Genomic DNA, 26,321 nt, shown 5'->3' with positions numbered 1-26,321 from the left:
TGTGATTTCATGACAAACGCATATTTAAACATTAAAATGCCAGGAAAAGTCGTCATCGTTGATTTATTCAATGATTTACCTAACGTCGAGGATGCAGTAGAAAACACGCTATACATTACACGTTTTAATAATTCCCATGAAAAAGAAACAGCAATGTATGAGTTTGTTGATGGCGATTATCGTTCGTTAGACGTTGAAAGCGTATTAGATTTAATGGCTTTAAACGTATCGATTGACGACGCAAACGGTAATTTTACCGCAACAAATGTTGAGGGTGCACTCGAAGAACTTTTTACTTATGCCGGTAGCTTAAAAGCAGCCGTGGCGACTATCGGCGATCCAATTACTATGACAGATACGGCGGAGCAAATAACAACTAAAATAGAAGCACTAAAAGACGATTTAGCACTCGCAATCACAACTAAAGGTGTTCCAACTCAAAAAACGGATTCACTCGGTACAATGGCGAATAACGTTATTTTAATTCAATCAGGTGGCGGAACAAATGGAACACTTAAACGCACATCTAAAATCAATGTTACATCACCATATCAGTATCAATTACAACTGTCAGCACCTTTACCGATTGAAGATATTGCATTAGCGGTTTTGGAGCGTAAAGATGATGATTCTGGAGTTGTGCATTACGAAGCGAATTATAACAACGGCGAATCTACTAGTTTTGATTACAACGAGGAATATGTTGTCTTTGATGGATTTATGCATTTAAAGGACAAGTGGGAATATCCATTGAACGAAATTGAAGAAGATTTGCTTTTTGAAACAGATGAAATTGATTTTAATGATTTTGTGGATATTGGGGTAATTGCGGTTTGGGATGATGTTGTTATCGAAGGTTTAATAAGTACTTCAGAAATTATTAAAGCAAATGGGAATATTTCATTGATTGGCGTTGAAAATTTAGATGCAATCACATTGACATCCATTGTTTCAGGAAATGGCGACGCAAAAATGGCAATGTCGTTTGATGGCGGTGCAACATGGAGAGCGTGGAGTGGTAGCGATTGGATAAGTATTAATGTTGATAATAAAGATGAATTCAAAGCTAATGGCATGGATTTTCACACGGTGAATAGTTTAACTGATTCAGAATTGAGCATTGCGAGAAATTCAAGTAATAATATACGTTTTGCTTATTATATCGAGCAACCAACATTAGATGATGAAGCAATGAACGATAAAATCACATTGGAAGTTACAATGTTGGGATATAACGATCTTTTACAAACAAAGGACTATGAATATACCTATGATGCAATAACTGGAAAACTAGAATTTCTATTTAAAAAGCAGGGGACTTTTACAATTACTTACTTTAATGGATGATTTGGTTGTAATTTCGATCCACGCAGTTGTTAGTAAAGGAGTTGGAATAAATGACTTTGGAAAATATTTATAACAGTGAAGTCGATATATGGGATTTCACTATAAATAATAGATTTTCGTATCTTGGTATAGCGGAAAAGAGAAGTAGTTCTTTATATATGGAAAACACGGGTGGATATTTCAGGTCTGGTTTTTATAGTAAAGAAAAGGTTGATTTAAGTAGGATTAATTCTATAAGTATTAGCTTGCAAGCAACGGGATTAGGTGGTAGTTCAGGCACAAGAAAAGCTTTCAGATTATGTATAACAGACAACCCATTTGATAATACCTATGTTAAATTCGTAGACACTACATTTAATAGTTCTGTTCCCTATGAGTTTTCTTTAGATGTATCTGAATATGGAGACTCGTTCTATGTATGCTTAATATTAATCAATGATTCTAAAGCTACCGGAAAAGCAACTGCAGAGGTAAATTCGGTATATATAGAAACAAATTATGTAAATAAAATCTTGATCCAATCTAATAGCGAATTTTATTCTCATGATGGCAACGAATGGTTGAGTTTAGGCAATTTACCGGAAGATCTAGAAGAAAGGAATGACTTTTATTTCGAACACGGCATGCTAGAAATCACACCTGAACAAGCAAAAACACTGAAAAAGGCATTACCTAATGGAAAAGGGAAGATCAGCGTGATGAGGCTTTGATGCAACAGATTAAGAACTTATCAAGTTGCAGAGGATGATAAATACCTTTTGTAGAGGCGTCCTTCGGGGCGTTTTTATTTTGTCGAAACAGGGGGTGCGCGATGGAATTTGCACACGAAATAGCAACGTCGCAAGTGGTTTGGGCGATTCTTTGTATCGTCCTAGCCGTTGCGGTCATTCGAGAAATGCGAAAAGAAAACGTAAAAAGAGAAGAAGATTTGGTTGATTTGTATGAGGAACAAAAAACGGAAGCGAAAAAGAATTTTGATGAATATCGTACGGAATCTAAACAGCGCGAGGAAAAATTAATGAATCACCTTGAACGTTCAAATGAATCTCAAGAACAGACGGCCGCGGCACTTCAGTCAATTAATCGGACACTAGATACATTGGAAGGTCGTGTAGATCGCATTGAAAAATTGAACTACAGTAGCGTGAAAAGAATTGAAAAAAAAGGAGATGGAAGCTGATGGAGTATACAGATGTTTTATTGATTGCGGTTATTTTCGCCTTGGTGGAAGTATTGAAATATCTTAAAGTACCGACGAAATTGTTGCCGATCGCGTCACTTTTTTTCTTTGTGTAAGGAGGAGTTGAGTGGGATGCGGAATGAGATTGTGAGATAATGCGTAAATAGTTGTAGGAAATAAGAAGGATATCCCTCCTTTTTGTCGAACTTATGATCAAAGAGGAGGAATACTAAGTGAATTTAAGTTACCTTAGAGATAGAGTGAAAAAGATTGTTACAGAACAAGAAGTATCAGGGGAAATTAATATAAAGGGCACAGTAAAGTATGACGGTGTATTTATTCCGCGTGCTTTCTTTCATAATAAGACCTATAAAGAAACAATCAAGAAATTAACAGATACCAAAGAACTTAACAGAATGCTTTCTAATATAATGATAATAGGAACGTTCAATAAACTCATCAGGACATATATAGATAATAGAGACAATAATGATTTGGTTAGAGGAATAAAGGGCTTTGAAAAGTATGCAAGTGCTAGATTTACTTATAATATTTATGTTCCTATAAAAGGTCTGGAAATGTCTGAAAATAAAATTGCATTATCACGAAATGTGGAAATTATAAAAATAGATGAACAATCAATTTCGGACCAACCACCTCAATTAAAATATGACAGTGATATTAGTCATTTATACCCTACAGCATTAAGAGCGGAGATAATCTCTGCAGACTTTCGAAAAGCGATGGAAATGGGAATTGAAATAGGGAAATACGTGGTAAATTATTTACGTTTAATTGATTATCACGGATGGGATAAGGGCTCGCTTACAGTAAGATTACCGGGTTACGGCTTTATCCAAGAAGAATTACGAGTGTTTGCAGTAGATAAAAACGGGGATGGTGTGCATTCTTGGAGAGACAGAAAAACAGACGATAATCTTCTTGAAATCGATACCTTCTTTTTGGAAGACATTGAGAAATTGGGAAAGAAAGCATTTGGAGATTTGCTAGACAAGCACCTATCTTATGAAACAAGTGATTTAGATAATTCTATTTTAAGATCAATTACTTGGTTCGGTGAGGCAAAGGTTGAATTGGACCAGGGTGCTAGGTTTATTAAGCTTATGTTGGCAATTGAATCACTATTTAATTCAAATATTAATGATCCAATAACTGCCACTCTAAGAGATCGTTTAGCATTTGTTTTAGGTGAGACAATCGAAGAACGGATAGAAATATCAAGTCAGTTCACAGATCTCTACAAACTTAGGTCTAAAATTGTCCATCATGGAAGCTCGCATGTAGGGTATGAAGAGTTATTAAATCTACAGGACAGAGCTGCAAATGCTATTGTGGAATTTTTGATGAATGAGGAACTATTGGCTTTAAAAGACAAAAAAGAATTACAAAGTTTCTTTGAAAAGAAAAAGTTTTCGAGTTAGAAATTAAAAAAGGAACGTCCACCCGGGCGTTCTTTTTTCAGTTCCCGTAGTGGAGTATTTAGCGGCGGAAGTTGAGAAATAGAAGTAATCAAGGTGTTCGACGTGGTACGACCATTTTTCGCTATTTTTCTCTTTGTACTTTTATAAGATGGAGTACAAGGAGGTGAAGATAATGGTAGACTTTCTAACGTTGCTTTCTTTAGTTTCTAATGAAAAAGTGCTGGGTGCTGGTCTATTTGTGTTCGTTCTAGCCCTAATTTTTGGTAGAGACTTTAACGCAGCTGCTAAGGGAGCATTAAAAGTTACTTTGGCTTTAGTAATTGCAAGTTCACTCATTGGCTCGCTCTAATTATGAAGGACATCCCTCTATCTATGTCGAATAACGAAGATGGAGGGGAGTAGTTAAATGGAAACGGAATCAATTTGGAGTCAAATAATTACGAGCTTAGGACCATTGTTAGGAGTTGTTGTAGGTGCTTTAGCTACCTATGTAGCCCAAACGAACTCACTAAAAAAACAATGGGAAAGGGAAGAAGCTAAAGAAAAAGAAAAAAAGCATATAGAAAAACTCTTAATGTATAGTGAAATTTTAAAATTAGATGGCGAGCATCTGATGCAGGTAAACATAGGTGGAGGATACAATGAATTTAATACCATTACATTTAATGAGAAGTTCAGACCTGTATTTTTTTCCAAGTTTTATCTAATTGATCAAAATATAGCCGATAATATCAGGAACATGGATTTTATTATTGCGGCAGGTAATTATTTCGAAGAATTGGAACAACAGCAGGAAGACGAATTAATAATATTGTACACTAACATTATTAGAGATATAGAAAATCACATTAAGATGAACAAACTTAATTAATTCATCTTAATGCAACGTCCCTTTCGGGGCGTTTTTATTTTGCTAAAAAGGAAGTGATCCAATGCCAGAAAAAGATATACAAATGATCATTGAAATGAAGGAAGACATCGCCAATATCAAGACGTTGCTTAATACGATGGCAAAACAAACGATACTGCAAAGGAAGCGCTACAGTCGTCCAAATCGGCTCACCACCGATTAGATAAGATCGACAAGATCATCTTTTGGTCTGCAACGACAATTATCGGGACTGTTGTAGTAGCGATGATTGCTCTGCTTTGGCAAAGTTCACATTAAAATTGGAGGTATTATAATGAATGCAGACAAATTAAAACAATACATCGGTTTATTAGGAGGGTTGCTATCAGCAATCCTTTTATTTTTGGGAACGCTCAATGTGAAATTTGAATGGTTCAATGAAGCGTCGATTGGTGCATTTGAGGGAGTGCTGATTGCGGTAGCACCATTTGCATTGTTGATCTATGGGGTTTACAAGAACAGCTACATTGTCACGAAAAAAGCTAAACGTCAGGAAGAGGAATTGAAACGTAAGGGGCTGAAGTAATGGCATACGTAATCATCAACAAATTCATTCCGGCAACTCTCTATCCATTGAAAGCACCCTATGCCATGGTGCCGGAGTACGTGACCATCCACAATACTTATAACGACGCCACGGCATTGAATGAGATAGCGTACATGACACGTAATACGGCTCCTGTATCGTATCATGTCGCAATAGATGACAAGTACGCTGTTCAAGCCATTCCATTCACGCGCAACACTTTCCATGCCGGTGATGGGCCCGTAGGTAACGGTAACCGAAAATCTATCGGCATCGAAATCTGCTACTCGAAAAGTGGCGGTCCGAAATATGTAGCTGCTGAAGCAAATACCGTTGAATACGTTTCCCATCTTCTCAAACGATACGGATGGGGTATCGATCGTGTGAAATGGCATCAAGATTGGAGCGGTAAGAAGTGTCCGCATCGAATCATTGATGAGGGGCGATTGCAGTCAGTGAAGGATCGTATTGCAAAACGGCTTGCAGAATTAAAAAATCCGAAATTGGTTTCTATGGACGAACCCCAAAAGGAGGATGACGAATTGAAATTTTCTAGCCCTTCATTGAAAGCCGAAACAGAATTTACCCTCCAAAGTAAAGCCCGTCGAGAGATTATCGTCAATGCGGCTATTGCATCCGGAGCACAGCCGTTTTGGAAAGAACGATTAAACAACGGGACTATCACTGACGGGGATATATTAGCTTTAGCAGCTAAATATACCGTTGCTGTAAATAAGTAATGCAAAAGGCGACTACTCACTACGAGCGTCGCCTTTTTTATTTTGCCGGACAATCGCGCCCGTTTGTGGCTTACTGTCTAGCCATTATAAATCTTACAATTTGAATTAGAAGGGTAAATACTGGAACGCCGCCCGAAGAAATAAGATTGCCAAAACAACCATAATTACTTTCGTAGAAACTTTCTTTAATTTTTCACCCTCGATTGTTCTGTTTAGCAAAAAGAAGAATCCGACAACCCATATACCTTCCCTAAAGAATTCATGAAAAATGTTTCCGAATATACTTAATATTTCCCTCGAATAAGCAAATATAATCAATACCTATCCCCCCACCAGTCTTTAATTTCTGTAACTTAATCAAGAAAGTGGCCCAGTTGTTGAATAAAGTTTGCCCCTAACTTCTTGAACAGAACCTTTACAATATTTCAACTTATTTTAGCGCAAATTTCTCTAATAAAATCTATCTTCCGTCTCACTGCGTGCTAATTAATATGTTAAATCCGTCAGATTTTTGATATGACAATAAAAAAGGAAACACCAATTCATATATGAATTACGTCGCCGAATAGATTGTTATTTAATGTTTTCTCCCTATCAACCGAACCCGTTACCATTATGGACGGGGCGCTTTGTTTGTTTTTAGTCACCTTTTAGTTTACAGAATTGAAAATATTTACTTTAGCGCCAAACAGTTCGTCCAACTTTTGGAAATACAAGTCCATATAATATGTATGAGGCTGGCCAGCTTTAAAAAGCAATAAGGAGTTGAAAAGCCATATGTGTTGTTTTGATGATCGAAGACGTAGACATGAGTTGATTTGTGATTGTCGGGAAGTAAGGTCTGACCGTGATTTCCGTGACCGCAATCGCGAAGTTGAGCTTAGATGTCGATGCCGCGAGATTAATCGTAGGGAATCTAACCGCAGATCATGTGATTTCTTCTGGTAAACCTATTGAATTTAAGGAAGTAAAGTAACAAAAGTATCGGCGCCTGCTATGCTATTAATCGACCTATCCACAGATTAATGGGTAGGTCGATTTTTTATTTGATTAATTTTCACGGCTCGATAAGCTAGTAAATAATACGATTACATATGCTGACGTACTTGGTCTGGCGGTTAAGTATACCGTAGCTGTAAATAAATAATGTAAACAGACAACTACTCTTCAGATTTGAGTGGTCGCCTGTTTTATTTTTTATCTATTGCTCCATCAATTGATCTTCTAGGTCTTATATCTTGTTTATACTAAGGAATTAGGTAATTTAGTTTATGAATCTATGTTATAATACAAAAAAAGACATACAGGTGCGGCCCCGTACGTCAATCTCTCATTAGCTAAATTCTAGCATATTAAGTGTCTAGAGTAAATATATTTGTGTGCGGGGCCCCGGAAAGGGTGCCACATGGAAATTAAACCACTAACAATTTACGGGTATGAACTTATTACACCAAAATTTGAAAATAAATCATACGATGCTAATCGTTTTGATTTCGAGTTACTTGCGAACTTTTTTTCCAGTATAATTAATGAAATACCCTTAAAAGAAAGAGCTTTCAGAGACAAAAACAGGATGATTAATCTGGTTTCGTTTAATCAATCAAATGATGCTAATCTATGGGAAGGCGTTTTCACATCTGCTCGTTATGGGAAAGAACAAGTAATGATTGATGTACCTCAGCAAATAGAAAAAGGAATAAAGCCAAAAGACCAAGGAGCGAAAAATGAAGTGCATTTCTTGGTGGATAGGCGAACAGGTTTACTTTTGCTCGAAAAGGACTCGGAAAGAGTAGCTGGTAGAGAAATAATCAAAAAGTTCATTAGATATCATAGGTCTTTAATAGAACCATATCTAGTAGCGTTTAATAAACAATTTGACCCTGTCAAAATTCATAGAAATAGCTTTTTGAAGATTGCTAGCTTACCGAATAGAACTTTCTTTGAAGAAATAAAAGAATTTGCAAGTATTAAAGAGGCATATTACTACTTAGATATCAGTGAAAGACCGTCGACAAGCAACGAAGTGTCCAACTTGTTATATTTGGAAAACAAAGCTGTTGAGGGAGGATTAAAAGGTGTTACAAGGGTTAAAATATCTTTTGAAAACGAAGTTAAGCGCGGATCAGTGAGCGGTGTTGAAGCCTACTTCAAAAAATTGTTTGAGCAACAATATTTCGATGGTTTCGGCGTAAGTGGAAAGTTGGATTCTGGTCGTCAAAGAAATATTGAGCTGGAAAATATTCAGCGAGCGTTTGACATAAGCGTTGAATATAATGAAAACGGACTACCTTCCTTAAAAGATCTATTAAATGAAATGTCAAGAATAGCCTTACTGGATAACCCACTGGATTATAAAAAATCGATAGAACAATACAAAGGAGTGAAAGTAAATGACGAGGAGGATGGGGAAGTTTAAGGAGGATGAAGAATACAACAAACCAGGCAGAGATTTCAGAGAAGTTATAGCTAATTATAAAAAATATACTACGCAAACCGAATTTAAGCTATTTCTGGGTATCCCCATAATAGCGTCAATTTTAGTATTCATTTATTTTTGGTTTTTTGAGAAGTCCAACAGTAATTTACTTAGTTACATTATGGAAATGAATCAAAATTCATTAACAGTCGTCGCTATCTTAGCGGGTTTCAATACAACCAGCTTATCTATCATTGCGGCCAGTAACAACAAAGTCCTAAAGTTCTTAAAACAACATAAATTAAAGGACAGCGAAGATACCGTATTAAAACAGTTGGTTTCATTCTTCTCTTTTGCCATTCTCGTCCAATTGATTGTTCTAGTGATCGGAATTATGTTATCAATGATATCAAAAAGTTTTGGTGATGTTGCCGTCATACTTCCAATCCTTTCAGGATTAGCGGTTAAAATTCCACTTTCAATTTTAGGGGTGGTTTGGCTAGCTACCATACTTTTTACAATTATTATTTCTATAAGGAATGCAACTCTTTTGTATAGATATGTTTTATTTATAGCTGATTATGAAGAATGAACGAAACTTAGCATCTCTCACGAGGTGCTTTTTATTTGCTTGAAATACGAACATGAAAAAGGGGGCTACTCAATTTGAGCGGCTACCTTTTTTGCGTTTATATTAGGAACTGGTATGATGGGACTATTAATGAACTATGTTGCAGTTATTTCGGAGGGATATACATCCAAGAAAATGTGAAAATGAATTACAAAGAACACGGAGGAATATTAGATTGAAATTAAGGAAAATATTTGCAAAAACCAAGCCGAACAAGGAATTCTTAATAGCTCTTACTTCATTGTTGGTAAGCATAGTAACAGTTTTTATAATGGTAGCGACTAATAAGATTATGAATACTACAAATAAAATCATGGAAACACAAATTGAAGTAGAAAAAGCAGATAAGATTCCAATTATTAACTTTGAAGCATCCTATCGGGAAAATCAAAATGGTTTTGCAGTTGGAGAGATAATCACGATTCACAATGAAGGCGGTATAATGACAGATTTTAATTCCGAGGAAATTACATATATAGAAATAGAAATTTTGGATTATAGCAGAGTAAATGAACAAATAAAAATAAAAATTCCTATAAATGACTATTACAGTGTGAAATTTGCAACAGGTGCTCTGAAAAAGAAGATTATTACTTATGATAATTTTTCCCATAAGGATGGAAACAATAAAAAACGGTTTGATGTTATTAATAATTTCATGGATTTAATGGAACCGTACTCTGAACAAAAGAGTAAAGAATTAGGTAAAGCTTTTAGTATAGGTGTCCCTGAATTTAAAACTTATTTTTATGTTGAATATACAGATATATTTAATCAAACATATAATACTTATTATGAAGTGGATCATTTTGGCGCAAAAAAAATAAATGATGAGTCAACGGGGGAAGAACTTTTTTCTGCTGATTTAAGTCAGTCTGTAAGTCTTGAGGATATCAATGAAAATATGTTACTGGATATACTTAAAAAGCGACTAGAACTAGATAGATAGTAAACTACTTGTCAAAGAGTAATCGCTTAGTTGGACAACAAGAGACCGTCTATTAACGGTCTTTTTTTCATTACATAAAATTAACATCTATTTTTTAGTTGTAATACGAACGTTTATTCTGCATACTATATACACAAGGAGGGAACAAATGTGCGTAAACAATTATTAAAGTCGATGGACTGTAATACAGAATTGGATATGGTGTACTTAGCAAAGGACGGCAGAGTCACTAAAAGACGAGTCAAGGTCATCCAAGTAGGTGAAGAATCTATTCGAGCATACTGCTACCTCCGTAAATCCAAGCGGACTTTTACAATCGATAACGTGCTCGCACTTGTTCCTGTCACACGCAGAGAAAGAGATGTGGTCTAATGTTAGAAAACAATCGCGATCGAGGCACCAAGAAATGGTCCATGGCCAGGATGCTCCCTGAGCATGTGAAAGCGTTACGCCAATGGATGGATGAGGACCAATATGTAGAGCGTCCCGTACTGGATGATTTTGATCTGCAATCCATTGGTCATGAAATAGATACGGCGTTTAAACGTCAGTGTGATGCTCACATAGCTATTTGGACCAATGGTAAAATCCGTCACTTTGGAGGGAAAATCCTTGAAATTAACATGCAGTCGCGTGTGCTAATTTTGGGTACACCTTTTTGCATTGAGAGACTACCGGTTGATGATATCGTTGGGGTGTATTGCAAAAATTGAAAGTAACGGCCATTCCTAGCGGATTGGTCTTTTCTATTGTCAAATAATGTCGAAATGTTTAAAAAGGACTTTTGAACCGCATGCAGAAATAGGTAAACAGGAGGGGATGGTATGAAACGATATTCTGTTTATGTTCTTTTCAAAAATGGTCAAGATATGCAATTCGAAACGGACACGAATGTACTGTTGCAGCAACCCGTACATATCAACGGAGCTGAGATGATCATGACGGAAGAAGAGTATGGCATCAACCTGGCACAAGTCAAAGATCTTGAAGTCGTGGAAATCGGAAAAGGAAAAATTGGGGTAGTTCGTAATTAGAAAGGGAGGACGAAATGAAAAAGTATCTACAATTAATCGTGATGCTAATCTTGGCAATCGGGTTATTGCCGATTCAAGGGGAAGCTGCCGCAAAAGAACTCAGAGTGCATTTTATTGATGTGGGGCAAGGTGATTCAATCCTAATTCAGTCGACGAACGGTAAAAACATGCTGGTGGACGGCGGAACCAAAGCACAAGGTGAAAAAGTAGTTTCGTTTTTGAAGTCAAAAGGCGTCAAACGTCTTGATTATGTCGTCGCGACACATCCGGATGCGGACCATATAGGCGGGTTAATCGCGGTGTTAAATGCATTCCCAGTCTCTAATTTTATCGATTCGGGCCATGTGCATACTTCACAGACCTACTACGAATTATTAACGCTGATTGACAAGAAAAACATTAAGTTTACCGTACCGAAAGAGCTAGACAAACTAGCACTGGATCCTAACATGATCATCCGTGTCTTGCATGCAGATGAAAATGCAAAAGATAGCAACGACTCATCACTGGTGCTAAAAGCGACATATAATAAAGTTTCATTTCTATTGATGGCAGATGCTAGTACGGCCATTGAAGATAAAATCCGTAAGAAATATAATGTAGAGGCAACAGTGCTTAAAAACGGTCACCACGGATCCAACACGAGCAGTTCTGCGGCGTTTATCTCAAATGTAAAACCAAAAGTTGCGGTGCTGTCATACGGTAAAAACAATAGCTATGGTCACCCTCATTTAGCAGTCGAGAGCCGTCTTAACAAAGTCGATGCAAAAACTTACAAAACGCCACTTGATTGCGATATTACTGTTACGACAAACGGGGTGAAACATTCCGTATCGACTGCATGTAAAAACGGAAAGAAAGTAACGGCACCAGCGGCAAAACCGGCAGCTAAACCTTTACCAAAACCAACGCCGAAGCCATCTGCCAAGCCTGCACCAACTCAGACTAACTTTAAAAACTGTACGGAATTAAGAAAAGTTTATCCGAAAGGCGTCTCAAAAGATCACCCGGCATACCAGCCAAAAATGGATCGTGATAAAGACGGATGGGCGTGTGAACGATGAATAAAGTGAAATACACACTAGATCGAATTGAAGAAGGGCAATATGTATTTCTGGAGCATCCGGCCGAAGAAAACCAACTCCTGATTCCTGCCGAAGAAATCACCGGGGGAATTGTTGAAGGTGATATCGTATTAATCAGCAAAACTGAATCCGGATACGAAATCGAACGTTTAATAGAAGAAACGGAAATTACACGTGATAAAGTAAATAGCTTACTAGAAAAACTGAAGAATAAAAAATGACGCGAAACAGCCACCAACTCGAGTGAGAAGGTGGCTGTTTGATTGGAGAATAGTGCGCCTGTCCCCATTTTTATATGTCCCCCAAAATATCCCCCAACTGAACGAATTCCAAAGATATCTTACGGTATATCTTGAAAGAAGAGTTGTAGTCTATTAGGTCGCTAAATACTGATACTATCACGTTTCTAACCTTGTAAGTTATGCATACGAAAAGGCTTACTAGTATAGCACGTAATAAAACGCAGAAGCAAGAAAGCTTGTACTACAGGGATTCAGAGGGATCATTTGACTAGTTAGCCCCAATATTAGCCCCACTTGCTTCTAGACTCTCACTAAACAGCGTAACGGATTCTTGTTCTAATTCCTTTAATACATGACCATACACATTATAGACCATTGCCGGAGTATTCCCTAACCGCTCAGCGATTACTTTCACATTGCGCCCACGATTTAATAAAATAGTACAGTGCGTGTGACGTAAGCCATGTATAGTTATTTTGGGTAGTGATGTTCTTGTCAGAATTCTATTAACAGAACGCGTAATACTTGAATGGGGAGAAGCACCATGGTCTGTGATAAAAACAAAGGTCTCGTCGGTTATTTTTTTCCATAAGAAAATAGCGTTTTTTTGCACCAGAGCTTATAGGATGTCAATTGTTTCAACACCATCTCATCGATGGAAATGGTCCTATACGAATTTTTTGTTTTAGGTGAACGTACACCTGCATGATCTCTCGTTCGTTCAATTTTGATTGTATTGTTTTCGAAATCAATGTTTTTCCATTGAAGCCCTAGCGCTTCGACTTTACGTATGCCTGTGTAGGCGATGGTCAACAAGAAACAATAATTTGTAATGGACTCATTTTTTTTAGCATCATTTAAGAATATTACCAATTCACTAGGGGAGAAATAATTCTTCTTTTTTCAACTTCATCTGAAATAATGGCCATTTTTCTGAAGCGATTCCGTAGAAGGATTTCACTTTCTACTGCGGCATTAATGGCGATTTTGAAGATGTTGTGTCATATCCGAATAGTCGATTCTTTGTACTTTCCTTTTAGCTTGTTGATGAATTGTCGTTCATACGTCAACTTATTAAAGCTCTGTAACTTATACCGTCCAATCATTGGTCTTAAATGGAGTCGGATAACAGCTTTCCTTTGGACACAAGTTGATACTTTCCACTTCTTTTTATTCATGTCATACCGAACATCCAGCCATTCTCCAACGGTTATTTGGTCGTATTCGACTTGTTTTGTTTCTCCACTTAATGTAGCGGCCTTCACTTCCAATAGTGCTTTGAGGGCTACCTTTTCGCTTGTAAAGGAACTCTTCTTTTTCTCTCTTCGTTTTCCCGTATCATCATTATGCTTAAGGCGGTACATCCATAGTTTTTCGCCTTTTGCATTGAAATGAAAATACAGTTCAGGATCTTTATTTGATTTTTCTAGTTTCATAATCAACCATTCCTTCCATTGCTTGGCGGCGTAATGTACAGGAATGGGTTAGCCTTACTTTTTGCATCACTTCTTCAAATGGGATCGTATGTTCTTTTTAGGTTAAAATTTTTATTCAGCAATCTTTCGGGAATACCGTAGTGTTCAATTGCTTCATGAACTGTAATTGCATTTTGGCTTACTTGGTTAAATAGAAGTTCTATCATGAATTCATAAGCTTCAGCTTCTATTCTACTGGTAGGGAAGTGGGTGTTGGATTTCAAAAAAGCCGTATTTTCATTTGGATGCAGTATGGCATGGCTTAATTCATGTGCACATATGGATAATTGTTTTTTACAAGGCAGGCGCTCATTGATATGTATAACTTTGGTGCGGTGCGTCCTACTGTAATAGCCGTGAACTGAACCTTGCGGCTCAAAAACAACGGCTATTCCTAAATTTTCGGCTAGCTTATAGGAATTGCTCGTCCTGTATTTTTTTATTAGTTGGGCAACATGTCTGGTGAGATGTTGAATGGTGTTTTCGTGAAATCGAAGGACTTGATAATAAGCTAGGGGTGAAAAGGTGCTCAAAACACTCTTTCGAATGGTAGACGGTAAGCGGCGGGTTATTCACAGGCAGTTGAGCAAGTGCGAGGTTTGGGAGTTGAAACGAGACGGCTGGCGGGAGGCCACAAGTTAATACAAACGGAATACCGGTTGGTGGGCGGTCTTATGGATGAGTGTAAACGGTGTGAAAGAAAACTTAAAACCCAAAAGAGCATTGAGGATGGATATGGCCTGGTGTGCAAGCAGAAGCATGAGGAGGCCGAAGTGGAATTCCTCAAACGGCAAATCACGATGGAGCAGAATTTCGGTGATAGTGCATGAAGGCAAAGAGAAGACCGCGGGCTGTCCGTCAGCCCCGGTAGTTTATTTCAGCTAAGGCAGTGGTCGATAAGATTTAGTTTAATTCCAAGACGGAGGCAGCATTCTACATCCAGTTGAAAAAGGATCAATCTATCAAACTGATTGAGGTTCAAGCGGAGTTCCACATCATCGCTCCATATAAGGCCGCCTGTAAACGGTGTGCGGGCACTGGTAAGCGTCCAAGTCCTAAAACGGAATCCTATCAATTGTACTTTGTGTAAGGGGAGGGGCAAGCGTGAGAAGAATGGTGCGGTATATACGGCTGACTTCAAAGTAACTTACTTTGATGGTTACGTAGAGATATACGACGTTAAAAGCGGGCCAGTAAAGAGGGATTTTCCCCTCCGGAGGAAATTATTTGAACTGAAAACAGGTATGGAATTGATTGTAGTCCGGCTCAAAGGCAAGGAATGGGTGAGGGAATAAAACACGCTTGAGGGAGTGTGGGAGAGATGATCACAGATAGGGAGATTACGCTTGGGGAATTAATTGACATTGCTTTGGACATGGGGTACGAAAAGGCATTCATGATCTAGTCTGAAAATCTTATTGAAATGAATGAACGGATGGGGGCAATTGAACGAGACCACCGAGGGGGAATCAGTGGTCTCACATCGCAGTCACCTTAATGGTGTGGCAACAGTATTGGCTCACCAGTTAGCAGATAAACGTGGTGGTATTTGGTAGTGACGCTTTGACACAGATTGTGCATCTGCCTATTAGATAAAAAGCCTCTACTTCAGATGAAATAGAGGCGGAAAATCATTCTGTTTTTAATTTAGAGAAAATTTTTATATCAACAAATTTCCCTTTAGATTTTTCGCTTTGCCTTAATGTCCCTTCGAAAGTAAAATTTAACTTTTCAAGGACTTTTATAGAACTTATGTTTTCGGGTTCTACTTTCGCTTCAACTCGATTGAGATTTAGAGAATTAAATGCGTAATTCAATAAAGTAGACACAGCTTCTGTTGCGAAACCATTGCCCCAATACTTTTTAGCTATATCGTATCCAATTTCGGCTTTAGCGTTCTCAAAATCTAATGAATTGTATCCACATGAACCAATCACTTCATTAGTATTTAATTCAACTATGGAGAATCGGTTCGCTTTATTATCGTTAGCCAGTTTATTAATGTGAGTAATCATTTCTTTAGCTTGTTCTTCATCCGTAAAATAATCGACGTTCATGAATTTCACAACATCGGGATCAGACCATATTTTGAATAAGCTAGCTGAATCAGCGGTTGTAATTTTTCTTAAATGTATTCGTTCTGTAAATAAATCTTTAATCAATACTTTTACCTCCCAATTAGTGATTTATGGTGGATTAAAAATACTGACATCTATCTGCGCATAGTTCAGTCCTTTCCATGTTTAGAAACAACCTGATTGTAAAATATATTCATAAAAATGTCAATTTAAAATAAATATCTCGGTACGAAGGTGATATGTACCAGACTCATTAAGCGTAATAAAAAGGCAGCCGATAAGACCAATCAATTTGCCTTTGTTATGGTCATTTCTCTTTAACAGGACCCTCAACTAAGGAGTCTCTATATACCATAATACTACACGATAACAACAGGCTTTGTAGAATGAAGATTAAGCTTGAAAAAATAATTGTTAGACCTTTTGGTGTTGTGAAAGTTTTTCTCATGATATCATCTCCCTTACTTTTGGTCGTTGAGTCCACCGTAGTGGAGGTAGCCCATTCAGGACTCGATGCCTGTTAAAGAGAATGAAGATTATAATATTTTACCATTAACTCTGAACTACTTCAAATATTCTAAATAGGGGGTGGGGAACGTTGCAACTAGATTTATTTCGCGAAATCATCGTCGATAACTTTGCGGGTGGGGGCGGAGCATCGACTGGAATTGAAATGGAAACTGGCTTATCTGTGGACATTGCAACCAATCATGAGAAAGTGGTCAAAGGTCGTAAAGTCGGCTTGTGTTGGCTTTCTCCCGATTGTACTCACTTTTCCAAGGCGAAGGGTGGCAGACCAAAGAAAATAGAGGTACGGGGGCTTGCATGGATAGCAGTACGTTGGGCGATAGCGGTCAGACCGAGGGTTATCATGCTTGAAAACGTTGAAGAGTCCAAGACTTAGGGGCCGTTGGATGAAGATGGCTACCCGATAGAGTATGAGTCGGGGAAGACGTCCCGTTCGTTCATTAAGGCATTGGAATCACTTGGTTATGAAGTGGATTTCCGAGAGTTGCGGGCGTGTGATTATGTAACACCCACGACACGGAAAAGATTTTTCATGACAGCCAGGTGCGACGGACAACCGATTACGTGGCCGGAAGCAACTAACGGCGAACCGCTTGGGTTGAAAAAGCCGTATCGGACAGCTTGCGACATCATTGACTGGTCGATACCGGCACCGAGCATTTTCACGCGAAAGCGTCCATTAGCTAAAAATACAATGATTCGCATTAATCGCAGCATTCAAAGATTCATTCTTGAAGCCGAAAAACCTTACATTATTAATAACAAAGCGCATTTTATCCAGCATTATTAAACGCACCAGGGTGATGAGGTGAGGGGGAGCGGGTTGGATGAGCCGTTGGCGACTATTCCGACAGCTAACCGGTGGTCACTGCTTTCCTTGCAAAGAATTATGGTGGTGGCTGTACAGGCGCCGGAATCGATGTACGAGACCATAACAGTTACGGATCATCATTCACCGGTCACAGCATTTCTCACACAGTATTACGGACAAGGCGTTGGGCAGTCATTGGACGAGCCATTGCACACGATACCGACGAAAGACAGGTCCGGACTTGTAACGGTGCGCGGTGAAGATTATCGAATCACTGATATTGGAATGCGGATGCTACAGCCACATGAATTGTTCGCGGTGCAGGGCTTTCCGGAAGAGTACATCATCGATCGGAACCATACAAGAAAGCTTTATCCGAAAACACAACAAGTTGCGAGGGTAGGAAATTCAGTTCCTCCGCAGTTAGCGGAACATTTGGTTCGGGCGAATTTGCCGGAGTCTGGTAGCAATCTAAATCACGCTTGAGGGAGTGTGGAGAGATGATCAAAGATAGGGAGATTATGCTTGAAGAGTTAATTAATATTGCTTTGGATACCGGGGACGAAAAGACATTCATGGACTTGTCTGAAAATCTTATTGAAATGAATGAACGGATGGGTGCAATCGAACGAGACCACCGAGGGGGGATCAGTGGTCTCATATCACAGTCACCTTAATGGTGTGGCAACAGTATTGGCTCACTAGGCGGCAGATAAACGTGGTGGTATTTGGTAGTGACGCTTTGACACAAACTGCGCAGTAATGAGTTTTCACTTTAAAAAAACAGTCTCTTCTTAATTAGATATTAAGAAGAGACTGTGACTTATTAAACTTATTCGTTTTATTCAAAGAGATAATTTAAAAATGAAAAATTATGGTTTAATTTCCCTTTTATAAAAGTCATATAATTGGTTAATAGAAGAGCTGGACAAGATATGACTGGCTTGTTCAATTTTCACACGTTCCCAATCAAACCAACGCATTTCATTCAACTTTTCGATTTCTTTGTCTGTAAAGCGTTTCTTTATCTCTTTAGCAGGGTTGCCACCTACGATCGTATATGGTGGGACATCTTTTGCAACGACCGAACCAGCCGCAACAATGGCACCTTCACCAATAGTCACGCCAGGCATAATTATCGCATTCATGCCAATCCAGGCATCACTTTCGATGATTGTATCCCCTTTTGGTTCGTAAGAAGTTTCAATTTGTTCAACAAACGGATACACGGTAATCCATTCAGGATGATGATTGTTATTTCCACCCATTAAAATAATTACACCACTTGCAATGCATACGTAATTTCCAATAATCAACTTATCCAAATGCCAACCATAGTCTTCGATGGGGTTAAATAACTTTGTTGATTTTTCATCTCCCCATAGGTATCTAACGCACCCATCTTCAAAATCTTGATTATCGTAATAACCAGAATAATAGGAGTACTCTCCTACTTCAATCATTGGATTGGTGACAATATCTTTTAAATACTTAATTTCAGACCAGTGGTTAAATTGATGTTGTTTCATTTTTTTCCCTCGCTTCTAAGTAGTATAAATCATTTTTTTACTTAGAAGCTTAATGCCGTAGCAACATTCTTAAACCGTTTCAAACGACGAACCATCGTCCTCATCCTATTCCTAATTGATGAGGAGATTGTAACAAATGAATCATCTGTTAGTCAAACATTACTGTACAGTTCGAATATACAGCGGCAAAAAGACTAGCGATTGTAGTCGATCAGCAGTCTTTAGCACAGGCACTTGAATTACTTATTTTAATTTTTCGGAAACCTTCCAATGTTTGAAGGGAATTATCTTTTGGTTCAGCTGTTGCACTAACAAATCAGCCGCGTAGTAATCAGCAAAAGTTTTGTCCGACTGTGTGCTGGAATCCTTTAAGGTCTCTGTTTCACCATCAACGGTTCGAATGATTACAAACATGAGTCACCTCCAATTTGTGCCATAAACAACCAAATAGTTGCAAAAGAATTATCTCATTAAAAAATAATGTAGTGTACATTATCAGTAAAATATCATCAAATTGTTAATAAATTGCAACAAAGACTCGCATATATTTCAGGAAGGTTACACAGTTCGACCAAAATCGCGAAAGAGGGGAAACCCCTCTCGCTTACACTCTTTGGATCAAATCCATTGAATTGTTTTTAGGTGAATTAACCAGTGGAGAAACTTGATACGTATCCATTTCGCCTGCATCGTAAGGGATCAACAGAGAACTGAGTTGGGCTGTATCTGTTATTGACGGATCAAGCCAAGTTTGTTCGTCCTGCGGTTTCAATATGACTGGCATGCGATCGTGGATATCGGCCACAAGCTCGTTCGGCTTTGTAGTGATAATGGTGCATGAATGGATGGTTTCATCATTCGATTTCCAAGTTTCCCACAAGCCGGCCAATCCAAATAATTTGTTTGATTTGAGTTTGATACGCATGGGGATTTTGGTCTTGTCGTCGAGGCGCTTCCATTCATAAAAACTATCGGCGACAACAATACATCTACGCTTTTTATAAGCGTTGCGGTAACTAGGCTTTTCAGACAACGTTTCAGCTCGGGCATTGATCATTTTGTAGCCAATGTTCTTATCTTTAGCCCATGGAGGAATTAGGCCCCAATGTAAGTAGCCTAAGCGATTGTTTGCCCCATCATTGATGACAGACAGGACATTTTGTGACGGTGCTACGTTAAAGCTTGGTTGATAATAATCGTGATCAATTGGGTTGCTGATAGCAAAGTGTTCCATGATTTCGTCAAGGGCAGTTGTAATCGTAAAGCGTCCACACATGCTGATCACCTCATCGTTTATTTGTGGGCATTGTATCAAAGAATCGAAATTTAAACGAGTTTGATGAATTGAATAAACTCATACAACCTGCATTGGGACTATGAAGCAGGGACGGCGTGGTACACAAACGAAGATGAAACAACTGAAATGGAGCAATTGAAAGAACGACTAGATGCGGCAGAGCAAGCATTGCTACAAATGATGATGGAAGGAATGATGTAATTTGCAACAATCATTAGTTTATCCGTTCGTATTGAACATGTGGATGATGAAAAGAATAAATGAATTATTTATTCGTGGACAGGCTAAACTTGGAAGATTGAAAGAGGATGAAGTTGATCTGATATTGGCAACACCGCAAAACATCCGTTGAGGTGTATTTTTTATGTCGGAAATCGGAGCATCTGTATCGGGTGCATCTTAACCGTAGCATTTTTTGTTTTTGATTGTTGGTGAGTAAAAAAAGGATTTCTTTCCCTTTTTGCCTAAATATACAGAAAAGATAAAAAGGGGGGGGAATTAAAGTGTCATTAAAAGCAGGAGATATAATTACGTTTGAACGAACTTTTACAGTAAGAGATGTTGAATTATTTACAGAGATTTCAGGTGATGAAGGGATTCATCACATAACCCCAGACGAACAAGGAAGATTTGTAATACAAGGGTTATTAACGGCAACTCTACCAACTAAAATAGCAGGAGATAATAACGTTCTGGCTCGTAGTACGAATTTTGAGTTTTTAAGAACTGTTTATACGGGAGATACAATAATTTGTAAAGTTAAAATTGAAAAATACGAAAAACAAGAAAATAATAGAACAGCTTTTATTGCATCTTTTTTATGTGAAAATCAGAATGAAAAAGAAGTATTGAAAGGGAACGTTTCAGGAGTAATTCTTTAAACTTACTTCAACAAACGGGTGTTTTAATTGAAAAAGCCAACATAAATTGAAGTGACCCCTAAAAGTTAGACACGGTTATTTTATCAGGCAGCTTGGGTAAAATGAGTTCGGTATTGCGCCGGACTCATTTTTAATTTTGCCTTTATCCGTTTCGTATTATAATAATGGATATATTTTTCTAGTTCTATTTTAAATTGTTCCACACTTTCAAACTCCTTTAGGTAGAGGAATTCCGACTTCATAATCCCAAAGAAATTCTCCATTACTGAGTTGTCGTAACAGTTCCCCTTACGAGACATGCTTTGCACGATTCCTCTTGATTCAAGAGTATAACGATATTGTTTCATTTGATAATGCCAGCCTTGGTCTGAATGCATCAGTAGCTGATGTTCTTCAGGGAGGTCTTCTAGAGCTCGCTCCAACATCTCTGAGACAAGTGAATACGTTGGTCTAGAGCCAATGGTATAGGTAATGATTTCACCGTTAAATAAATCTAAAACAGGTGATACATAAAGTTTCTCACCGAATAATTTAAACTCTGTAATATCGGTTACCCACTTTTCATTTGGGGCAGCCGCTGTAAAATCACGATCTAAAATGTTTGGCGCAATTTTACCAACAGTACCTTTATAGGATTTATATTTTTTCATGCGCACAATACACTTTAAACCAATCTCTTTCATAAGGCGCTGAACTTTTTTATGATTCACATTTTGCCCTCGATTTTCCAGTTCATCACGAATACGACGATAGCCATATCGTCCTTCATGTTCTTCATAAATCGCTTTGATTTCCGCTTTTAAATCTGCATCTGGATCTGGACGATTCATACGTTGCACTAAATTATAATAAGTGCTACGCGGAATGCCAGCGAGCTTCACGAGTGCTTTCACCGGATATTTATGCCTTAGTTCATAGACTACTTGTGCTTTGTCTTCTTTGGTGATTTTTCCTTGTTTTGAACTAAGGCATTCAACTTTTTTAAATACTCATTTTCCATTTCTAGTTGTTTAATACGTGCTTCAAGTGCTTCTTTAGAGTCTTCAGCTAATACTTGTTTAGATTGTTGTGTGGATTCATTTTTCATGGATGGACGCCCCTTTTGTCTTGGTTCAAGGGCTTCTACACCGCCAACCTCCATCTTCTTCTCCCAGTCATACACCATTGTATAACTAGAAATTTTAAAGAGAGCTGCAGTATCCATTAATGACGCACCCGATTGAACCATGTAGTTTAGTACGTCTAGTTTAAATCCAATAGAACAGTTTGTATAGGTATTCTTTAGTCCTTCTTCACCTTGTAATTCATAGAGCTTCAACCAATATTGGAATTGTGCTTTGGTAACACCCATTTGTTTTGCATAGTCCGATTGGGAAATTACTTTCGAATTATAGCCCTGAATAATCGTTAATTTTATATCGCTTGTAAATTTAGCCATAGAAAAACTGCACCTCCAATTGTTAGATTGTGTCTAACAATTGGGGTGCAGTTCAAATCGTTGGCTTCTTTATATCACATCTGGACCAAAATATGTAGCAGCAAAACTTTTTAGTAGGTGTTTTATTATTCAACTAACGGACTAGCTAGATGTAGATTGAGTTTCTTAATTGTATAGTTTATTATAATCTGAAAGCAGATAAAAAACTGGACTTAACGAAAGAAGGTGATAAGTATATGTTGGGTTATTATAGCAAGCTCTCATCGGAGGTATATGACTTAGACAAATATATTGGTCTTTCATTTGGAGATGTGGAATTTTATAGTGATAGATTAGCTTCTTGTACAGGTAATATTCTTGAACCAGGAGTAGGTACGGGACGCATTCTTATTCCACTTTTAGAAAAAGGTTTGAAAGTTGACGGTTTCGATGTTTCAGAAGAAATGTTAAAAATATGCCGAAATAATTGTGAAAAAAGAGGGCTGAAGCCAAAACTATTTAAAGGAAAAATGGAGTCGTTTTCATTAGATGCAGAATATGAAGCGATTATCATACCAACGGGCACATTCTTGCTTCTACATAAAAGAGAGGACTCCATTAAAGCATTAAAAAACTTTTTCAGTCATCTCTCTAATGGTGGCATGCTTATAGTAGATATATTTTTACAAACCGAGGTATCGACAAACAAAATATCGACGAGAAAGTGGGAATCTAAGAGTGGTGGTATGATCACATTAGAAGATAAAATTGTCGAAGTTGACCATGTTAATCAATACACAGTTTCTCATAATCGCTATGAAAAGTGGGACAACGGAAAACTTATACAAACAGAATTAGAGCGATTTCCACTTCGTTGGTACGGAATTGAAGAGTTTAAAATGATTCTTGAACAGATTGGGTTTGAGGATATAATTATCTCAGCAGATTATAAGTACGGACAATACCCAACAGATCCAACTCAAGTAATTACATTTGAAGCCATTGTTAAGAAATAATCTTCCATTCTCAGGCGCTTAGTTGAAAGAAGTCAACGTAAATTATTGGCTTTTTATATCGCATCATAATGCGTAATAAGAGAATATGAGTATTTACCATTTTAGAACGTCCATTGGGCGTTCTTTTTGTTTACAGCTTCAGGAATAGGCCTTTAACTATAAATAAAATAATTATCTAACCGATAACAGTATTATTAAGTAGGCTAAAGGAGATTATTAATTGGATATTGTAGAACTGGTGAAGAAAATCAACCAATGCTTAGATAATTTGGATTTAGTCAGAGCAAGAAAATATATCGAGGACAATCAAGAATTATTAAATCAGAACAAACATCTCCTTCGGGGCAATGCTAGGTCTTTGTTAGATTTTATAATAAACAGAACAGACGCAGGAGTTATTCCGTTAAATCGTCAAGAGATGAATGTGATTTATTCTATAAATGCCTATGCTTCTAAATTTGATTTAAGAGGACTAAAGTTATCGGTCAAAAACAACACAAACTTATTAATGAGAGAAGATGTAAAGCAATACCTTAATGAAGATGCAAGAACTCTTCTAGAGGGTTTGAAAGTGATTAATACATTGGAATAATTAATTTTTAGAACGCCCAATCACGGGCGTTCTTTTTCTTTTGACGAAAGGACGGTGTTTACAGGGAAACAACTGAAAGGTTATTGTCCGACATCCGAGAGCGTGTTGTACGTGTCGAGAATAAAATCGACGTTATGACGGATGTGCAGTACACGGCGGACGAGGCAAAGTCGATTACTTGCGATGCCCTGGCAAGTACTAAATTGGCGCATCGGCGGATCGATAAGATTGAAAAGCTTGTGTTTTAGGCAGGCATAACGATCGTGGGAGCAGTCATTGTTGCCTTACTGGCACTACTGTGAACAAGTAATCATTAAAAAAATGAAGGTAATATCATGACAGACGTATTAATCTTTGCAACGATTTTGGCATCAATCATCTTAGCGGTGGTGCAGCTGGTTAAAGTAACCGTAAATATCCCGAAAAACTACATTCCACTCATCGCATTTGCGGTGGGTATTTTTATTGGCTTTGCGGCATCGCCGTTTACGGATGTGTTGCGTTTATGGGTAGGGGGCTTGGCTGGACTGTCAGCGAATGGATTGTTTGAGCTTGGTAACAAGCATGACGGAATGACCAAGGATGTGAAGTGATATGGCTAACATTAAAAATTTACGCCCGTTATGACTTTAAAAGAAAAACGACAGCATGAGCAGTCGTCTCCAATATCATTACATTGTTAGCAAGACAAATCCATAATACATGAAGGCGCCACAACAGTTTTTAATTTGCCCCAATTTAGCCCCAATTCGGAGTTTTTCAATGCATTATCTTGCGTAACAGTAATTAAACAACAACTACACAAAACCTTGATTTGGCGAGGTTTCTAGGTTATTTATGGTGGATAATGCGTTATGAAAAAATTATAGCACGAATTTAAGGACACTACCAATGTTCAAAGACGTTGGAATAGATGTGAAATTAAGGTTAGGTATGCGGGAAGCAGGCCGTTACCGAATGGACAAAGCTATTCATAAAATAATAGAAGGGAAAGAGGTGAGGAAATGTTTGAAATCTACGATGTTGTGATTATTCCATTGATTTTGGGTATCGTGGAGTTGTTTAAAAGGGCTGGTGTAAATAAAAAAGTGTTACCGTTTATCGCTTTGATCATCGGAATTGCCGTAGGAGTCGTCTATGTGACCGACTTCGATGTAAAGCAGGGGATACTCGTCGGCGCAATGTTAGGGTTATCCGCTTCAGGGCTCTATTCAGGGGCGAAAAATACGGTCGAAAGGAGTGATGAATAAAGGTTTTACAAACTTAATTATTTAAAGAAGGGGATTAAATGGCCTATACAATAGTCAATCGGTATATCCCGACCTCTTTGTATCCTTTAAAAGCGACATTTCCGATGACGCCGGAATATATTACGATTCACAACACAGCCAATGATGCGACAGCTCTCAATGAGATTGCCTATATGACTAGAAACACATCAGTTGTCAGCTTTCATGTTGCAATCGATGATATCCATGTTGTTCGGGCAATTCCATTTGACCGTAATGCATGGCATGCCGGAGATGGACAGGGAAAAGGGAATCGGGCAAGTATCGGGGTTGAAATTTGCTTTAGTCAATCAGGCGGCCCTAAATATGAAGCGGCAGAGGAAAATGCCGTGCTATATATCGCTCATGTTTTAAAACAATATGGTTGGGGAATTGATCGTGTGAAATGGCACCGGGATTGGTCGGGTAAACGATGCCCCCATCGCATTCTGAGCGAAGGGCGATTACAATCTGTGAAAAACCGGATTGCAGCAAAATTGAGAGAGTTGAATGCGCCACCAAAGCCAACGACGCCTAAAAAGGGGGAAATACGCATGTTTGCTCCAAGTTCGGCAACATTAAAGCAAGCCTTTGAACAGTTCTTAACAGACGCCGTGAAAGAGGGAAAAATTTCGGATAAATGGCTAAACGATTTTATAGCGGGAAAATTGTCCCTCGATGATGCACTTGCTTTAAAAGTGTACATTGATCAGTGGGAGTAGGAAAGGAAAATAGCGAACGTTCCATATGCGAACAATCGCTTTTTTCTTTGACTTCGCCATTGCTTTAGAAATAGGGGTATCCTGAATGGGAAGAGATTGGTGATCTAATGTGGAAACTTCAAGGGGGAAGCCTACACGAATCGACAGAAGGATGTTATGCTAGGAAAGGGAATTTTTACATTCCGCTCAAACTGTGCAAATGGTT

At 38.0% G+C, this 26,321-nt stretch carries 33 protein-coding genes and 2 pseudogenes; 28 read left to right on the top strand and 7 right to left on the bottom strand.

What is annotated here, in order from left to right; all coding sequences use genetic code 11:
- The first annotated feature begins 9 nt into the window (after positions 1 to 9).
- From ACFPRA_RS01295 to ACFPRA_RS01215, 18 genes are all read left to right on the top strand, one after another.
- The gene (locus ACFPRA_RS01295; RefSeq protein ID WP_381429646.1) at positions 10 to 1,347 is read left to right on the top strand and encodes a hypothetical protein; all 1,338 of its coding nucleotides are present in this window, start codon (positions 10 to 12) and stop codon (positions 1,345 to 1,347) included.
- 50 nt (positions 1,348 to 1,397) lie between these two features.
- Complete coding sequence (locus ACFPRA_RS01290; protein WP_381429644.1) at positions 1,398 to 2,057, top strand: hypothetical protein; 660 nt, start codon at positions 1,398 to 1,400, stop codon at positions 2,055 to 2,057.
- 101 nt (positions 2,058 to 2,158) lie between these two features.
- The gene (locus ACFPRA_RS01285) at positions 2,159 to 2,527 is read left to right on the top strand and encodes a hypothetical protein (RefSeq protein WP_381429642.1); all 369 of its coding nucleotides are present in this window, start codon (positions 2,159 to 2,161) and stop codon (positions 2,525 to 2,527) included.
- Positions 2,528 to 2,760: 233 nt separating this feature from the next.
- A complete protein-coding gene (locus ACFPRA_RS01280; RefSeq protein ID WP_381429640.1) occupies positions 2,761 to 3,969 on the top strand; it encodes a hypothetical protein in 1,209 nt (402 codons plus the stop codon).
- A 172-nt stretch (positions 3,970 to 4,141) separates the two neighbouring features.
- Complete coding sequence (locus tag ACFPRA_RS01275; protein ID WP_381429638.1) at positions 4,142 to 4,318, top strand: hypothetical protein; 177 nt, start codon at positions 4,142 to 4,144, stop codon at positions 4,316 to 4,318.
- 57 nt (positions 4,319 to 4,375) lie between these two features.
- Positions 4,376 to 4,840, top strand: coding sequence for a hypothetical protein (locus ACFPRA_RS01270; RefSeq protein ID WP_381429636.1), 465 nt, complete (start codon positions 4,376 to 4,378; stop codon positions 4,838 to 4,840).
- A 61-nt stretch (positions 4,841 to 4,901) separates the two neighbouring features.
- Positions 4,902 to 5,042, top strand: coding sequence for a hypothetical protein (locus ACFPRA_RS01265; RefSeq protein WP_381429635.1), 141 nt, complete (start codon positions 4,902 to 4,904; stop codon positions 5,040 to 5,042).
- A 5-nt stretch (positions 5,043 to 5,047) separates the two neighbouring features.
- A complete protein-coding gene (locus tag ACFPRA_RS24975; protein WP_465269691.1) occupies positions 5,048 to 5,137 on the top strand; it encodes a hypothetical protein in 90 nt (29 codons plus the stop codon).
- Between the two features lie 16 nt (positions 5,138 to 5,153).
- Complete coding sequence (locus ACFPRA_RS01260; protein WP_381429633.1) at positions 5,154 to 5,405, top strand: phage holin; 252 nt, start codon at positions 5,154 to 5,156, stop codon at positions 5,403 to 5,405.
- Entirely contained in the window at positions 5,405 to 6,145 is a 741-nt protein-coding gene (locus tag ACFPRA_RS01255) for a peptidoglycan recognition protein family protein (RefSeq protein ID WP_381429631.1), read from the top strand. Before ACFPRA_RS01260 ends, ACFPRA_RS01255 begins: the two co-directional genes overlap by 1 nt.
- 1,405 nt (positions 6,146 to 7,550) lie before the next feature.
- Entirely contained in the window at positions 7,551 to 8,561 is a 1,011-nt protein-coding gene (locus tag ACFPRA_RS01250; RefSeq protein WP_381429630.1) for a hypothetical protein, read from the top strand.
- Positions 8,548 to 9,153, top strand: a complete 606-nt coding sequence (locus ACFPRA_RS01245; protein ID WP_381429628.1) for a hypothetical protein — start codon at positions 8,548 to 8,550, stop codon at positions 9,151 to 9,153. Before ACFPRA_RS01250 ends, ACFPRA_RS01245 begins: the two co-directional genes overlap by 14 nt.
- Before the next feature lie 214 nt (positions 9,154 to 9,367).
- Complete coding sequence (locus ACFPRA_RS01240; RefSeq protein WP_381429626.1) at positions 9,368 to 10,141, top strand: hypothetical protein; 774 nt, start codon at positions 9,368 to 9,370, stop codon at positions 10,139 to 10,141.
- A gap of 150 nt (positions 10,142 to 10,291) precedes the next feature.
- Positions 10,292 to 10,513 carry a transcriptional regulator gene (locus ACFPRA_RS01235; RefSeq protein ID WP_381429624.1) on the top strand — a complete coding sequence of 74 codons (222 nt, stop codon included), beginning with the start codon at positions 10,292 to 10,294 and terminating at the stop codon, positions 10,511 to 10,513.
- Positions 10,513 to 10,854, top strand: coding sequence for a YolD-like family protein (locus ACFPRA_RS01230; protein ID WP_381429623.1), 342 nt, complete (start codon positions 10,513 to 10,515; stop codon positions 10,852 to 10,854). Before ACFPRA_RS01235 ends, ACFPRA_RS01230 begins: the two co-directional genes overlap by 1 nt.
- 111 nt (positions 10,855 to 10,965) lie before the next feature.
- The gene (locus ACFPRA_RS01225) at positions 10,966 to 11,175 is read left to right on the top strand and encodes a hypothetical protein (RefSeq protein WP_381429621.1); all 210 of its coding nucleotides are present in this window, start codon (positions 10,966 to 10,968) and stop codon (positions 11,173 to 11,175) included.
- A gap of 14 nt (positions 11,176 to 11,189) precedes the next feature.
- Positions 11,190 to 12,239, top strand: a complete 1,050-nt coding sequence (locus ACFPRA_RS01220; protein ID WP_381429619.1) for an MBL fold metallo-hydrolase — start codon at positions 11,190 to 11,192, stop codon at positions 12,237 to 12,239.
- Positions 12,236 to 12,481, top strand: a complete 246-nt coding sequence (locus tag ACFPRA_RS01215) for a DUF3006 domain-containing protein (protein ID WP_381429617.1) — start codon at positions 12,236 to 12,238, stop codon at positions 12,479 to 12,481. The genes ACFPRA_RS01220 and ACFPRA_RS01215 overlap by 4 nt, the downstream gene beginning before the upstream one ends.
- 289 nt (positions 12,482 to 12,770) lie before the next feature.
- Here ACFPRA_RS01215 and ACFPRA_RS01210 read toward each other — a convergent pair.
- Together ACFPRA_RS01210 and ACFPRA_RS01205 are read right to left on the bottom strand one after the other, a co-directional pair.
- Positions 12,771 to 13,938: pseudogene (locus ACFPRA_RS01210) on the bottom strand (tyrosine-type recombinase/integrase).
- 74 nt (positions 13,939 to 14,012) lie between these two features.
- Entirely contained in the window at positions 14,013 to 14,510 is a 498-nt protein-coding gene (locus ACFPRA_RS01205; RefSeq protein WP_381429615.1) for an ImmA/IrrE family metallo-endopeptidase, read from the bottom strand.
- A gap of 495 nt (positions 14,511 to 15,005) precedes the next feature.
- On the opposite strand from ACFPRA_RS01205, the gene ACFPRA_RS01200 reads away from it, so the two are divergent.
- Entirely contained in the window at positions 15,006 to 15,272 is a 267-nt protein-coding gene (locus ACFPRA_RS01200) for a DUF1064 domain-containing protein (RefSeq protein WP_381429613.1), read from the top strand.
- 336 nt (positions 15,273 to 15,608) lie between these two features.
- On the opposite strand, the gene ACFPRA_RS01195 is transcribed toward ACFPRA_RS01200, so the two are convergent.
- Positions 15,609 to 16,139 (bottom strand): GNAT family N-acetyltransferase, encoded by a 531-nt coding sequence (locus ACFPRA_RS01195; RefSeq protein ID WP_381429611.1) that lies wholly within the window; start codon positions 16,137 to 16,139, stop codon positions 15,609 to 15,611.
- 514 nt (positions 16,140 to 16,653) lie between these two features.
- On the opposite strand from ACFPRA_RS01195, the pseudogene ACFPRA_RS01190 reads away from it, so the two are divergent.
- Positions 16,654 to 17,880: pseudogene (locus ACFPRA_RS01190) on the top strand (DNA cytosine methyltransferase).
- A 14-nt stretch (positions 17,881 to 17,894) separates the two neighbouring features.
- Positions 17,895 to 18,071, top strand: coding sequence for an IDEAL domain-containing protein (locus ACFPRA_RS01185; protein ID WP_381429609.1), 177 nt, complete (start codon positions 17,895 to 17,897; stop codon positions 18,069 to 18,071).
- Between the two features lie 195 nt (positions 18,072 to 18,266).
- Here ACFPRA_RS01185 and ACFPRA_RS01180 read toward each other — a convergent pair whose 3' ends face one another.
- The 3 genes from ACFPRA_RS01180 to ACFPRA_RS01170 all read right to left on the bottom strand — a co-directional run bounded on the left by ACFPRA_RS01180 (position 18,267) and on the right by ACFPRA_RS01170 (position 20,199).
- On the bottom strand, positions 18,267 to 18,923 hold the full coding sequence (locus tag ACFPRA_RS01180; protein ID WP_381429607.1) for a CatB-related O-acetyltransferase: 657 nt from the start codon (positions 18,921 to 18,923) through the stop codon (positions 18,267 to 18,269).
- A 243-nt stretch (positions 18,924 to 19,166) separates the two neighbouring features.
- The gene (locus ACFPRA_RS01175) at positions 19,167 to 19,337 is read right to left on the bottom strand and encodes a hypothetical protein (RefSeq protein WP_381429605.1); all 171 of its coding nucleotides are present in this window, start codon (positions 19,335 to 19,337) and stop codon (positions 19,167 to 19,169) included.
- 190 nt (positions 19,338 to 19,527) lie between these two features.
- Positions 19,528 to 20,199 carry an SOS response-associated peptidase gene (locus ACFPRA_RS01170; RefSeq protein WP_381429603.1) on the bottom strand — a complete coding sequence of 224 codons (672 nt, stop codon included), beginning with the start codon at positions 20,197 to 20,199 and terminating at the stop codon, positions 19,528 to 19,530.
- Positions 20,200 to 20,422: 223 nt separating this feature from the next.
- On the opposite strand from ACFPRA_RS01170, the gene ACFPRA_RS01165 reads away from it, so the two are divergent.
- Positions 20,423 to 20,572, top strand: coding sequence for a hypothetical protein (locus tag ACFPRA_RS01165; RefSeq protein ID WP_381429601.1), 150 nt, complete (start codon positions 20,423 to 20,425; stop codon positions 20,570 to 20,572).
- A gap of 151 nt (positions 20,573 to 20,723) precedes the next feature.
- Positions 20,724 to 21,101: a hotdog family protein gene (locus tag ACFPRA_RS01160; protein ID WP_381429599.1), complete on the top strand. Its 378-nt coding sequence runs from the start codon at positions 20,724 to 20,726 to the stop codon at positions 21,099 to 21,101.
- Between the two features lie 83 nt (positions 21,102 to 21,184).
- Here ACFPRA_RS01160 and ACFPRA_RS01155 read toward each other — a convergent pair.
- Positions 21,185 to 22,539, bottom strand: a protein-coding gene (locus ACFPRA_RS01155) for an IS3 family transposase (RefSeq protein WP_381429597.1) whose coding sequence is annotated in 2 segments (ribosomal slippage) — positions 21,185 to 22,086 and positions 22,086 to 22,539 — 1,356 coding nt in all. Because the reading frame shifts where the segments join, the coding sequence is not laid out codon by codon here.
- 236 nt (positions 22,540 to 22,775) lie between these two features.
- Between ACFPRA_RS01155 and ACFPRA_RS01150 the strand changes: the two genes are divergently transcribed.
- From ACFPRA_RS01150 to ACFPRA_RS01130, 5 genes are all read left to right on the top strand, one after another.
- On the top strand, positions 22,776 to 23,534 hold the full coding sequence (locus ACFPRA_RS01150; protein WP_381429595.1) for a class I SAM-dependent methyltransferase: 759 nt from the start codon (positions 22,776 to 22,778) through the stop codon (positions 23,532 to 23,534).
- A gap of 220 nt (positions 23,535 to 23,754) precedes the next feature.
- Complete coding sequence (locus ACFPRA_RS01145; protein WP_381429593.1) at positions 23,755 to 24,126, top strand: hypothetical protein; 372 nt, start codon at positions 23,755 to 23,757, stop codon at positions 24,124 to 24,126.
- Positions 24,127 to 24,461: 335 nt separating this feature from the next.
- Positions 24,462 to 24,719, top strand: coding sequence for a holin (locus ACFPRA_RS01140; RefSeq protein ID WP_381429591.1), 258 nt, complete (start codon positions 24,462 to 24,464; stop codon positions 24,717 to 24,719).
- Between the two features lie 411 nt (positions 24,720 to 25,130).
- Positions 25,131 to 25,376, top strand: a complete 246-nt coding sequence (locus ACFPRA_RS01135) for a hypothetical protein (protein WP_381429589.1) — start codon at positions 25,131 to 25,133, stop codon at positions 25,374 to 25,376.
- 38 nt (positions 25,377 to 25,414) lie between these two features.
- A complete protein-coding gene (locus tag ACFPRA_RS01130; RefSeq protein ID WP_381429587.1) occupies positions 25,415 to 26,116 on the top strand; it encodes a peptidoglycan recognition protein family protein in 702 nt (233 codons plus the stop codon).
- Positions 26,117 to 26,321 lie beyond the last annotated feature (205 nt).

Source organism: Sporosarcina soli (assembly GCF_042655805.1).
Taxonomy (GTDB): domain Bacteria; phylum Bacillota; class Bacilli; order Bacillales_A; family Planococcaceae; genus Sporosarcina; species Sporosarcina soli.
Note: the sequence above shows the minus strand (reverse complement) of the source record. Positions and strands in the feature narration are given on the sequence as shown.

Excerpts from the sequence above, each read along its gene's own strand:
- ACFPRA_RS01265 (WP_381429635.1), top strand. The coding sequence starts at position 4,902 with ATGCCAGAAAAAGATATACAAATGATCATTGAAATGAAGGAAGACATC.
- ACFPRA_RS01180 (WP_381429607.1), bottom strand. The coding sequence starts at position 18,923 with ATGAAACAACATCAATTTAACCACTGGTCTGAAATTAAGTATTTAAAA.
- ACFPRA_RS01135 (WP_381429589.1), top strand. The coding sequence starts at position 25,131 with ATGTTTGAAATCTACGATGTTGTGATTATTCCATTGATTTTGGGTATC.
- ACFPRA_RS01290 (WP_381429644.1), top strand. The coding sequence starts at position 1,398 with ATGACTTTGGAAAATATTTATAACAGTGAAGTCGATATATGGGATTTC.
- ACFPRA_RS01225 (WP_381429621.1), top strand. The coding sequence starts at position 10,966 with ATGAAACGATATTCTGTTTATGTTCTTTTCAAAAATGGTCAAGATATG.
- ACFPRA_RS01230 (WP_381429623.1), top strand. The coding sequence starts at position 10,513 with ATGTTAGAAAACAATCGCGATCGAGGCACCAAGAAATGGTCCATGGCC.
- ACFPRA_RS01215 (WP_381429617.1), top strand. The coding sequence starts at position 12,236 with ATGAATAAAGTGAAATACACACTAGATCGAATTGAAGAAGGGCAATAT.
- ACFPRA_RS01295 (WP_381429646.1), top strand. The coding sequence starts at position 10 with ATGACAAACGCATATTTAAACATTAAAATGCCAGGAAAAGTCGTCATC.
- ACFPRA_RS01140 (WP_381429591.1), top strand. The coding sequence starts at position 24,462 with ATGACAGACGTATTAATCTTTGCAACGATTTTGGCATCAATCATCTTA.
- ACFPRA_RS01130 (WP_381429587.1), top strand. The coding sequence starts at position 25,415 with ATGGCCTATACAATAGTCAATCGGTATATCCCGACCTCTTTGTATCCT.
- ACFPRA_RS01150 (WP_381429595.1), top strand. The coding sequence starts at position 22,776 with ATGTTGGGTTATTATAGCAAGCTCTCATCGGAGGTATATGACTTAGAC.
- ACFPRA_RS01275 (WP_381429638.1), top strand. The coding sequence starts at position 4,142 with ATGGTAGACTTTCTAACGTTGCTTTCTTTAGTTTCTAATGAAAAAGTG.
- ACFPRA_RS01270 (WP_381429636.1), top strand. The coding sequence starts at position 4,376 with ATGGAAACGGAATCAATTTGGAGTCAAATAATTACGAGCTTAGGACCA.
- ACFPRA_RS01285 (WP_381429642.1), top strand. The coding sequence starts at position 2,159 with ATGGAATTTGCACACGAAATAGCAACGTCGCAAGTGGTTTGGGCGATT.
- ACFPRA_RS01250 (WP_381429630.1), top strand. The coding sequence starts at position 7,551 with ATGGAAATTAAACCACTAACAATTTACGGGTATGAACTTATTACACCA.
- ACFPRA_RS01255 (WP_381429631.1), top strand. The coding sequence starts at position 5,405 with ATGGCATACGTAATCATCAACAAATTCATTCCGGCAACTCTCTATCCA.
- ACFPRA_RS01220 (WP_381429619.1), top strand. The coding sequence starts at position 11,190 with ATGAAAAAGTATCTACAATTAATCGTGATGCTAATCTTGGCAATCGGG.
- ACFPRA_RS01260 (WP_381429633.1), top strand. The coding sequence starts at position 5,154 with ATGAATGCAGACAAATTAAAACAATACATCGGTTTATTAGGAGGGTTG.
- ACFPRA_RS01170 (WP_381429603.1), bottom strand. The coding sequence starts at position 20,199 with ATGTGTGGACGCTTTACGATTACAACTGCCCTTGACGAAATCATGGAA.
- ACFPRA_RS01175 (WP_381429605.1), bottom strand. The coding sequence starts at position 19,337 with ATGTTTGTAATCATTCGAACCGTTGATGGTGAAACAGAGACCTTAAAG.
- ACFPRA_RS01185 (WP_381429609.1), top strand. The coding sequence starts at position 17,895 with ATGATCAAAGATAGGGAGATTATGCTTGAAGAGTTAATTAATATTGCT.
- ACFPRA_RS01245 (WP_381429628.1), top strand. The coding sequence starts at position 8,548 with ATGGGGAAGTTTAAGGAGGATGAAGAATACAACAAACCAGGCAGAGAT.